Below are 10,406 nucleotides of genomic sequence, written 5' to 3'. Positions count from 1 at the left end.
AACATTTGCGAAAATTGCCTAGAAACTTAGTAAATGACACTTATTAAACTCCAAAAGAAACGAAGTGTACGAAAAGAGCCTTACTAAAATACAATTGTTTCCTTCCATTTCGAAACTTCCTGAAGTCTTTTCTCATTAATCTGGTAACCGATTCCTGGGCCCGAAGGTACGGTTACAAAACCGTTTTGAACGGTAACTTCCGGCGTAATTATATCATCTTCCCAAAAACGATTTGAAGAAGAAATGTCACCTGGGATTGAAAAACCTGGTAAGGAAGCGAGCGAAATATTATGAGCACGGGATATTCCAAATTCGATCATCCCCCCACACCAAACAGGGATACCCTTTTCAAAACAGTAGTCATGAATTCGCTTTGCTTCATATAATCCGCCAATCTTGCCCACTTTAATATTAATGACCTTACAGCTTCCGAACTCAATCGCTTTTCGGGCATCATCATAGCTGTTAATACTTTCATCCAAGCAAATCGGAGTTTTGATTTCCTTTTGCAGCAAAGCGTGCTCAAGAATATCATCATATCCAAGCGGCTGCTCTATCATTAGCAGATTAAAGTCATCTAGAGCTTTTATCCGCTCTATATCCTTTAACGAATAGGCAGAATTGGCATCGGCCATTATCGGCAGGTCTGGGTAAGAACGGCGAATTTCTGCAAGAAAGGCATAGTCTAGTTTTGGACTAATTTTAACTTTAATCCGCTGATACCCTTCTATAAGATATTGGTCAATCTGCCGGATTGCTTTTGTTGTAGAGTCTGTTGCCACCACCACACCTGCTGCAACAGCCGAGCGAGTACCTCCAAGGGTTCTTGACAAGGGCTGTGCTTGGCTTTTCGCATATAAATCCCATAGTGCGGTTTCTAAAGCGGCTTTAGCCATATTGTTCCTTCGTAACGAACTAAACAGATTCGACGCCTGCGCAGGATGATCGATCGGATTTTTTTGAAGTAGTGGAATTAAAAAATCCGTTAACATATGTAAACAGGTTTTAACCGTTTCTTCGGTGTACCATGGAGTGGAAAAAGCAACTCCCTCACCATAGCCGGAAATTCCGTCTGAATTGGTTATTTTAATAATGATCCCTTCACGAACTGTAACCGCACCTAAATGGGTCAGAAACGGATCCTTTAAGGGCATTTCCATGACATGTAACTCAATTGACCTTATCTTCATCATTGATCCTGCCATCCTTTATCCACTCCCGCAGCTCCCGGCGAAGCAATTTTTTCGAGGCATTTCGAGGCAGTTCCTTCGTAAAATAAAAAGCTTTCGGTACTTTATATTTGGCGACCTGCTGTTTGCAAAATTGCTCCAGCTCTGTCACAGAAAGATTTGTTCCCCCTCGCTTCACAATAAAAGCTACCGGTGCTTGCCCCCACTCTAGATCTTCTATATGTGTTACTCCAGCATCGCTAACATCAGGATGAGCCAGCAATGCGGCTTCTATTTCTGCAGGGTAAATATTCTCTCCACCTGAAATGATTAAGTCCGAACGCCGGTCGAGGACATATAAGAAGCCTGCTTCGTCTAGATAACCAATATCACCCGTGTAAAACCAGCCATTGTTAAACTTTTCCTTTGAAACTTCGGGACGAAATAAATACCCTGAGGTAACATTGGGTCCTTTAATGACAATTTCACCCGGAACACCTGCTGGAGCCACATTTCCATCCTCCATGACAATCTGAATTTGTGAAGGAAACAATGGCTTCCCAGCAGAGCCCAGCCTTGTTAAACTATATTCTGGTGCAAGGGTTACGATTTGCGAGGAAGATTCGGTCATACCATATGTTTGATATACAGGGATCTCTCTTTCGACACATGCTTGGAGTAATGGCAATGGTGCGGGTCCACCTCCAAGCAGCATACAACGAAAATGATTTGGAAGGCGCCGTTCTTGAAGAGCTTCAACGATTCTTGTCAGCGTTGTTGCCACAACCGACATGATGGTGACCCCTTTTTCATGGATATCGGTAATGGTCTTTTCCACATCAAAGTGATCATGAAGAACCATCGGCATTCCATAAATAACACTGCGCATTAAAATTGAATAGCCGCTAATATGGAACAGTGGAACGGTACAAAGCCAGCAGTCGCTATCGATAAAGCCTAAGTTTAATGCTGAACCAACCGAACTCCACCAGTGATTTCCATAAGTTTGGATGACACCCTTGGGATTACCTGTTGTTCCTGATGTATACATAATGGTACATATATCAGAAAGCGATATTTCTTCAATGATATTCGGATCGTTTGTGACGCTGAAAAATATATCGTCTTTTGTTAAGGTTTTTAGCGATGGAATTCGTTTATTTATGATATCTTTTGTTTCATGATTAAAAGAATCATCAAGGATTAATGCAACTGCCATTGAATCGTTAAGTTGCCAGGCAAGTTCAGATGGAGAGAGACGGTTATTCAGTATCACGGATCTCACTCCTAATAACTGAAGGGCAAATAATATAACAACTGTATCAAGATTATTTTTTAATAAAACCCCGACATAATGGTCTTTTTGTACACCTAATCCTTGTAACTTCCCTGCAACCTGATATGAACGTTGATAGAGTTGTTCAAAGGTTACTACATGTTCCTGAAAATAAACGGCAGGTCGATCAGGTGTTAGAAACGCTCTTTTCTTCAAAAAATTAGGCATCATTTCGTTCTGCATACCGGTTCACCTTTCTTAATCCTTCTATCCTAGACTGCTTTCTATTAAAAACAGCCTGATGGGAACCATCAAGCTGCGAAAAATAACTATCAAGGAAAACGAGGGAATTTACCAAAATCAGGCTGACGTTTTTCTTTAAAGGAATCGCGCCCTTCTTTTGCTTCATCTGTTGTATAGTAAAGCAGGGTTGCATCTCCAGCAAATTGCTGCAATCCAGCTAAACCATCTGTATCTGCATTCATTGCCGCTTTTAAGAAACGTAAGGCTGTTGGACTCTTCTCTAGGATTTCATTACACCATTGTATGGTTTCCTCTTCTACTCTTTCAAGTGGAACAACCGTATTAATTAAGCCCATATCAAGTGCTTCTTGGGCGTTATATTGACGGCATAGGTACCAAATTTCACGAGCTTTTTTATGACCAACAATTCTTGCAAGGTAGCCAGAGCCGTAACCTGCGTCAAAACTGCCAACCTTCGGACCAGTTTGTCCAAAAACAGCGTTATCAGCCGCAATTGTTAAGTCACAAACAATATGTAGAACGTGACCTCCTCCAATCGCATACCCTTTGACCATGGCGATAACTGGTTTTGGAATAACTCGGATAAGGCGTTGTAGGTCAAGAACATTTAGTCGAGGAATCTGATCTTCCCCCACATAACCTCCATGTCCCCGAACTTTTTGGTCTCCACCTGAGCAAAATGCTTTATCTCCTGCACCTGTTAAGACAATAACCCCTATACTTGAATCATCGCGTGCATAAGCAAATGCGTCAATCAGTTCAGAAACAGTTCTTGGTGTAAATGCATTATGTACATGTGGACGATTAATGGAAATTTTAGCAATACCATTGTATGTTTCATATAAAATTTCTTCATATTTACGTCCTGCAATCCATTCTACTGTCAAAATGATTTCCTCCTTTATTTATTTTCTTTCGACAAAAAGTCACTTACTATTGTACCAAACTTTTCAGGTTCTTCCACATGAATTGCATGACCGCTGTCTTCAATAACTACCCAAGAGCTATTTTTCAGCTCCTTCATCATGCGTTCCGCAATATGACAAAACTTATGATCCTCTGCACCTGTTAACAGCAATACTTCACAGGATAGTTCACCTAATTTCCCCCACCAAGAAGGTTGGGAACCAGTTCCCATCCCCAGTAAACTGTTGGCAAGGCCCGTTGGGGAATTATTTAAACGCTGTTCTCTTATCTTTTGCTGGGATTCCAGAGGGAGACGCTTCAAGGTTGAAAAAAGAGAAATCTCTTCCCAATAATCTACGAATGCACTTATCCCCTGTGCATTAATAAAATGAGCAAGTTCGGCATCTTTCATACGGCGTTGTTGTCTTTCGTCCTCTGTTTCCAGTCCTGGTGTACTACTTTCCAGTATTAATTTTCGGACCCGCCCAGGAAATAGATGGGAAAAGGTTAAGGCAAGTCGGCCACCCATTGAATATCCAAGTAGATCTACTTGCTCGAACCCCATTTGATTCAGTATACCTTTTAAGTCTGAAGCAGCTGCCTCGATTTCGTATCTGCTTACATCATCAGGAGCGTCCGTTTTCCCATGGCCAATGATGTCAGGGATAACCAACTTGGTGAGTTTTCCCATGCATTCATGGAAAGGAGCCCAAGTGGTAGAGTCCCCCGTAAAACCATGTAACAAAATGAGTGGGACTAGCCCGTCACCATATACTTCGACATGATAATGAATCCCGTCGATGACAATATCCATTTATTGTTCACCTTTGACAAAGTTCGATATTTCCTGGGAAACATATCCCCAAAATTCGCGATGTTCATCACGATTCATCTCTCTGTTGGTGACAAGTTCATATACATTTATCCCAGTGGAACTTTTTGCTTTCATCATTTCTGACCCGAAATGATCCCAATCCTTGATTTTGGTGAAATTACCATGAAACATCTTAACCGCATGCTCAAATTCAATACCAAGTGGAGTGCCAAACAAAAGTTCAAAGTTTTTCGGATGTTCTGATTGAGGGAGAAACGAGAAGATTCCGCCGCCATTATTGTTAATAAGAATAATATTAATAGTAATGTTATACAGTTTTGCTGCGATCAGACCATTTAAATCATGAAAAAAAGTTAAGTCTCCTAGGACAAGATATAAGGATTCCGAGTTTAAAGCAGCACCTAAGGCAGTCGAAACTGTACCATCGATGCCGTTGGCCCCCCTGTTAGCCATTACATTGATGGACTTCTTATTGTTGACAAAAAAACTATCTAAGTCACGAATTGGCATACTATTCCCAACAAAAAGCGTAGCACCTTCAGGAAGCATTTCAGCTAATTGATAGAACAACCTGCCTTCACTTAATTCTGTTATATCCCTTAGTCGTGTCATCTGTTCTTTTGTTAGTTGATTAACCTTTTTCCAGTCCGTAAGAAAATCGGAAGAGGAAATCTCATCCGTAAATGATAGTATCTTTTCGCAGAATAATGATTCATTACAGAAGATCATATTGGTTGATAACGAGGCCGGGTCGCGCCAACCGCCGCCGCCATCAACAACATACTGCTCTACCCATCCATTTTCTTTTAAGAATATCGTTAAAGCTTTAGAAATTGGCATTGCTCCAAATCGTAAAACAACATCGGGTTTTAAGAAGGTTTTTGCGTCATCGTTCCTTAAAAAGGTATCATAGGATTCAATGATATTTTCAAGGCTATGTGTCCCACTTCTCAATTGTGACAATGGGTCAGCGATAATTGGGAATTTTAATTTTTCAGCTAAACGTATCACAACCTCAGGGAACCCTTGATCTACAATATTCCCACAAATAATTATTCCACGCTTTGTTTTTGAAAGGTTTTCGGCAATTTCTTGAAATTGTTTTTCTTCAATTGTTAAATCCCCATTATGTACCTTTACGTATCCGTTTGGACGTTCAGGAAGCTTGAAGATTTCATCATCCAGCTTAGGTATAAGTGGTTCCCTAAAAGGAAAATTCAAATGAACAGGTCCTGAAGGGGCATTTGTGGCAATCGCAACCGCTCGCGCACATACAGTTCGAGCATATCGGATCATTTCATCACTGTTTTCTGGCAAAGCCATTTCGGAGAACCATTTGACATGCTTCCCATATAAATGAATTTGATCGATTGCCTGAGGTGCCCCTACTTCTCTTAGTTCATGCGGCCGATCTGCTGTTAACACAATTAAGGGAACCCGCGCATAACGCGCTTCAACAATCGCAGGAAAATAGTTTGCAGCCGCTGTACCAGAAGTACATAGGATCGCAACAGGCTTATTCAATGATTTGGCTATTCCTAATGCAAAGAAAGCAGCAGACCGTTCATCCACATGAATATGGACATTAAGTTCAGGATGTTCTGCCATTATCATCGCCATAGGAGTTGACCTTGAACCTGGGCTGACAACGACGTCGGTTACTCCCGTAAATATAAGCTCTGATACAATCGCCGCTATATAGGCTGTTAAAGATTTTTGATGATTCATATTAATTTCCTCCAAGGGCTCGGAGCATGGGTTTAAATTTCAAACTTGTCTCCAAATATTCACTTTCTGAGTCAGAATCTGCAACAACTCCACATCCTGCAAACAACGAAACTTCATTCCCTTGAATAAGACCGGAGCGAATGGAAACAGCAAATTCACCATTTTTTCTGTAATCAACCCAGCCCAATGGAGCAGCGTAAAAACCCCGATCCAATTCTTCTACTTCCCTAATCTTCACAACCGCTTCTTCCTTTGGCAGTCCGCCAAGTGCTGGTGTTGGATGCAATCGTTCCACCAATAACATCAATGATGCATCCTTGTGGCATTTTCCGATAACAGGTGTATAAAGGTGTTGAATATCTCTTATCTTCATAAGTTGTGGCTTGTCAGGCAGAATAATTTCCTCGCAAGATTCCTCTAATGCTTCTTTGATCATTTCAACAACAAACCCATGCTCGATGAGGTTTTTTTGATCATTTAATAACATCTGACCTAATCTTTGATCTTCCTCTTCTGTATTTCCACGGGAGATAGAGCCGGCAAGACATGTAGAATAAACTTCATTTCCTTGTTTTTTCACCAGTCTTTCTGGGGATGCACCAATAAAACAATCACCATTTGATTCAAAGGCAAAAATAAAGCTTTCATGTTGCTGCCTATATAAATTATTTAGTACTCCCTCGGCCTCAACCTGATCATCAAATACCAGCCTCAACTCACGGGCTAGGACGACCTTTTTTAAGGTACCTTCTGTTAAATCCTTCACAACTTCATCGACAGTTTTTTTCCACTTCTCTGGGCCAATTTCTTTCATTTCCAGAAGTCCAGCAGATTTAATCTGTTCATTTTCTTCTAGAGATTGTAATATCTCATTTCTCTCTTCGTTTATTTTCTTAAACAGGTACGGATCCTCTTGGGGAGTACAAACCGTATTTGTGGTTAAATACGTTTTTCCATCAATGATACTCAATAAATATTTCGGTAGATGGAACAACGAATCCGTGTACTTCGACCAAAGGTCTGTTTTATCCTTGCAGGGGTCAAACGAAAATCCCCCGAACAAGACTGGGCCTACACCAATTTCTGTATATGGATTAAAAATAAGGCAGTCCTCTAAAAATTTCTCCCATTCCTTTTCAACATGAAAAAAGCGGTCAGAAGCCTGATCCAACTGAATTTGTTTAGAAATCCCAAGGCCAATAAGTACTGTCTCATCAGTTGGGTCCTTCCAGAAGAATCGTTCCCCGCGATAGTATTCTTTTCCTATATTAAAAAATGATAATGGGTTAATGGTGTCCATTTTATGAACTTCACTAAATAAAATGGGGCGGCCTAGTTCTTTCGCGCGATTGACAGCCAAAAGACCTCGTTCCATTATTTCCAATTCTTGAATGGTAATCAAACAAATCCCTCCAAAACAGCCGAAATGACTGTTATCCATTCATAATTCAAGCAAATTTTAACATACTCTTTCATTGTAAAGAAGTAAATAATACTTGTCACTAGCAAACCAGCCTCATACCCTATTATATATTAAGATTCCACTTAATTGATAAAAACAGCTTTCTCATTAAATTTTCATTATTATCATTTTTCCTCGAACCTTTCAATAATAATCAAACAGGTATAATCTTCTAGATTTGATAGGAAAAATTCATTGACACTATTCTTTGAATTACATACACTTAGTTTTGGGCATAGCCCATTATTTAATTAAACCTAGCCTTTTAAATAGAGAGAAATAACTATAAAGGGAGAGAACTATATGCAACCAAATATACAGAAAAGTTCTGAACCTGTAGTTGAATCAAACCGCGGCTTTCAAGTTTGGTGGCAAATGACACGTCCACATACACTAACAGCCGCATTTGTACCAGTTCTGCTCGGTACTGCACTTTCCCTTAAGCATGGAAACATTCATTTTGGATTATTTTTTGCTATGCTTATTGCGAGTTTATTGATTCAAGCTGCAACCAATATGTTTAATGAATATTTCGATTTCAAACGCGGTCTGGATACTGCTCAGTCGGTTGGAATTGGAGGTACAATCGTTCGTGATGGAATTAAACCTAAAACAGTCCTAAATCTAGCTTTTGGTTTTTATGGAATTGCCTTATTATTAGGGGTCTATATTTGCGCCAATAGCAGCTGGTGGTTAGCGGTTGTGGGATTAATTTGTATGGCTGTGGGGTATTTTTATACTGGAGGTCCTTTCCCAATCGCCTATACACCATTTGGTGAAATTCTTTCAGGGTTCTTTATGGGTATGCTGATTATTTTAATCTCCTTCTTTATTCAAACAGGAACAGTCAGCAGCACAAGTATTCTTGTTTCTGTTCCAAGTATGGTATTGGTTGGTATGATTATGTTATCGAATAACATCCGTGACCTGGATGGCGACAAAGAAAACGGCCGTAAAACAGTTGCTATTCTATTGGGTAAAAAAGGTGCTATTTACTTATTAATAGGGATGTTCACTTTTTCATTTCTTTGGGTTTTGGGACTCATCACTATTGGTGTTTTACCAGTTTGGGCAGCACTTGTGATTCTTAGCGCTCCAAAGGCTATTAAAGCAACTAAAGGCTTTATTGAAAACAATATTCCAATTAAAATGGCACCAGCAATGAAGGCAACTGCGCAAACAAATACCATATTTGGGTTTTTATTAGCGATTGGAATTTTTATTGGGCACTTTCTATAAAAAAAGCTTCTGCAATTGCAGAAGCTTTTTTTATAGAAGTGGATTAATTTTCCAAATATCATCTGCGTATTCTTGAATCGTGCGGTCGCTTGAAAAATAGCCAGCATGGGCGATATTGCTTAAACTCATTTGCTGCCAGCGTAATCGGTCCGTGAATGCCTCACCAATTGAACGTTGTATATCAGCATATGGTGCAAAATCCTTTAAGACAAAATATTGATCATTTTCCTGAAGGAGTGAGTCAAATATCGGTTCGAATTCGTTATAGACACCTGGGAAAAAGCCGTTTACAAGTTGATCTACTGCCTGGCGAATCCGATAATCATGGTGATAGTATTCATCGGATTGATATCCCCCGTGCTGATAGTAATGAAGAACTTCATCAGCTGTTAACCCAAATGTGAAAATATTGTCATTACCAACTAATTCACGAATTTCGATATTGGCGCCATCTAAGGTTCCAACGGTTAATGCTCCGTTGATCATAAATTTCATATTTCCTGTTCCCGATGCTTCCTTACTAGCAGTGGAGATTTGTTCACTCACATCGGCGGCAGGGAAGATTTTCTCAGCAAGGGAAACTCGATAATTTTCAAGAAAAATCACTTTTATTTTATCGCAGATTACGGGATCATTATTAACCTTTTCAGCGACCGTATTTATTAATTTGATGATTTTTTTCGCATAATAATACCCTGGTGATGCCTTTGCTCCAAAAATAAATACTCTAGGAACGACTGGGAAACTTGGATCCTCTTTGAGTCGATTATAAAGATACATAATATGTAAAACATTCAAAAGTTGACGTTTATACGCATGCAGACGCTTTACTTGAACATCAAAGATGGCACCAGTATCGACCGCCGTCCCGGTCTTATCAAAAATAACCTTCGCCAGTGTTTGTTTGTTTTCATTTTTTATTTTCAACAGTTGTTCCAAAAACGATGTATCATGTTGAAATTTAAGTAGTTCAGATAGTTCCGTAGCTCTAATTGTCCAGTCGGAACCAATAGATTCTGTAATTAATGAAGATAATTTCGGATTAGCTTTTAGCAGCCAGCGCCGGTAGGCAATCCCGTTTGTTTTATTGTTAAATTTATCAGGAAACAATTGATAAAATTGATTCATCTCTCGTTTCTTTAAAATTTCGGTATGCAGTTTTGCTACACCATTGACACTAAAACTTCCGACTATTGCTAAATGAGCCATTTTCACAAAATTATCTGCAATGATGGCTAGTCCTTTAATCCGCTCCCAATCCCCAGGAGTTTGCTCCCATAACTCGTGGCAGAATCGTTCATTGATTTCTTCTACAATCATAAAAATCCTTGGAAGTAACGGTTGAAAAATATGTATCGGCCACTTCTCTAAAGCCTCAGACAATGTTGTATGATTAGTATAAGAAATCGTATGTTTAGTAATTTGCCATGCCTGTTCCCAATCGTATCCTTCATCATCAATTAGTATTCTCATTAACTCTGGAATGGCTAAAACCGGGTGCGTATCATTTATGTGAATACAAATATG

General features: G+C 39.6%; 8 protein-coding genes. 1 reads left to right on the top strand and 7 read right to left on the bottom strand.

Translation table 11 applies throughout. From position 1 onward, the window contains the following. Positions 1-83: 83 nt before the first annotated feature. From menC to V7137_RS04350, 6 genes are all read right to left on the bottom strand, one after another. Complete coding sequence (gene menC / locus V7137_RS04375; RefSeq protein WP_335697030.1) at positions 84-1,190, bottom strand: o-succinylbenzoate synthase; 1,107 nt, start codon at positions 1,188-1,190, stop codon at positions 84-86. Next, complete coding sequence (locus V7137_RS04370; RefSeq protein WP_335696924.1) at positions 1,171-2,688, bottom strand: o-succinylbenzoate--CoA ligase; 1,518 nt, start codon at positions 2,686-2,688, stop codon at positions 1,171-1,173. The genes menC and V7137_RS04370 overlap by 20 nt, the downstream gene beginning before the upstream one ends. A gap of 89 nt (positions 2,689-2,777) precedes the next feature. Further along, a complete protein-coding gene (gene menB / locus V7137_RS04365) occupies positions 2,778-3,596 on the bottom strand; it encodes a 1,4-dihydroxy-2-naphthoyl-CoA synthase (protein ID WP_335696923.1) in 819 nt (272 codons plus the stop codon). A gap of 14 nt (positions 3,597-3,610) precedes the next feature. Next, complete coding sequence (menH, locus tag V7137_RS04360) at positions 3,611-4,429, bottom strand: 2-succinyl-6-hydroxy-2,4-cyclohexadiene-1-carboxylate synthase (protein WP_335696922.1); 819 nt, start codon at positions 4,427-4,429, stop codon at positions 3,611-3,613. Beyond that, positions 4,430-6,178 (bottom strand): 2-succinyl-5-enolpyruvyl-6-hydroxy-3-cyclohexene-1-carboxylic-acid synthase, encoded by a 1,749-nt coding sequence (gene menD, locus V7137_RS04355; protein WP_335696921.1) that lies wholly within the window; start codon positions 6,176-6,178, stop codon positions 4,430-4,432. A gap of 1 nt (position 6,179) precedes the next feature. Further along, a complete protein-coding gene (locus V7137_RS04350) occupies positions 6,180-7,580 on the bottom strand; it encodes an isochorismate synthase (protein WP_335696920.1) in 1,401 nt (466 codons plus the stop codon). Positions 7,581-7,943: 363 nt separating this feature from the next. Here V7137_RS04350 and V7137_RS04345 point away from each other — a divergent pair, with 363 nt between their 5' ends. Further along, positions 7,944-8,879 carry a 1,4-dihydroxy-2-naphthoate polyprenyltransferase gene (locus tag V7137_RS04345; protein WP_335696919.1) on the top strand — a complete coding sequence of 312 codons (936 nt, stop codon included), beginning with the start codon at positions 7,944-7,946 and terminating at the stop codon, positions 8,877-8,879. Between the two features lie 30 nt (positions 8,880-8,909). Here the strand turns inward: V7137_RS04345 and glgP are convergent. Next, a partial coding sequence (gene glgP, locus V7137_RS04340; protein WP_335696918.1) for a glycogen/starch/alpha-glucan family phosphorylase occupies positions 8,910-10,406 on the bottom strand: 1,497 nt, incomplete at its 5' end.

Origin of the sequence: Neobacillus drentensis (assembly GCF_036962765.1) — a bacterium.
GTDB classification, from domain to species: Bacteria; Bacillota; Bacilli; order Bacillales; family Cytobacillaceae; genus Neobacillus; species Neobacillus drentensis_C.
Note: the sequence above shows the minus strand (reverse complement) of the source record. Positions and strands in the feature narration are given on the sequence as shown.

Coding starts and splice junctions, on each gene's coding strand:
- menC (WP_335697030.1), bottom strand. CDS start 1,190: ATGAAGATAAGGTCAATTGAGTTACATGTCATGGAAATGCCCTTAAAG.
- V7137_RS04370 (WP_335696924.1), bottom strand. CDS start 2,688: ATGCAGAACGAAATGATGCCTAATTTTTTGAAGAAAAGAGCGTTTCTA.
- menH (WP_335696922.1), bottom strand. CDS start 4,429: ATGGATATTGTCATCGACGGGATTCATTATCATGTCGAAGTATATGGT.
- menD (WP_335696921.1), bottom strand. CDS start 6,178: ATGAATCATCAAAAATCTTTAACAGCCTATATAGCGGCGATTGTATCA.
- V7137_RS04345 (WP_335696919.1), top strand. CDS start 7,944: ATGCAACCAAATATACAGAAAAGTTCTGAACCTGTAGTTGAATCAAAC.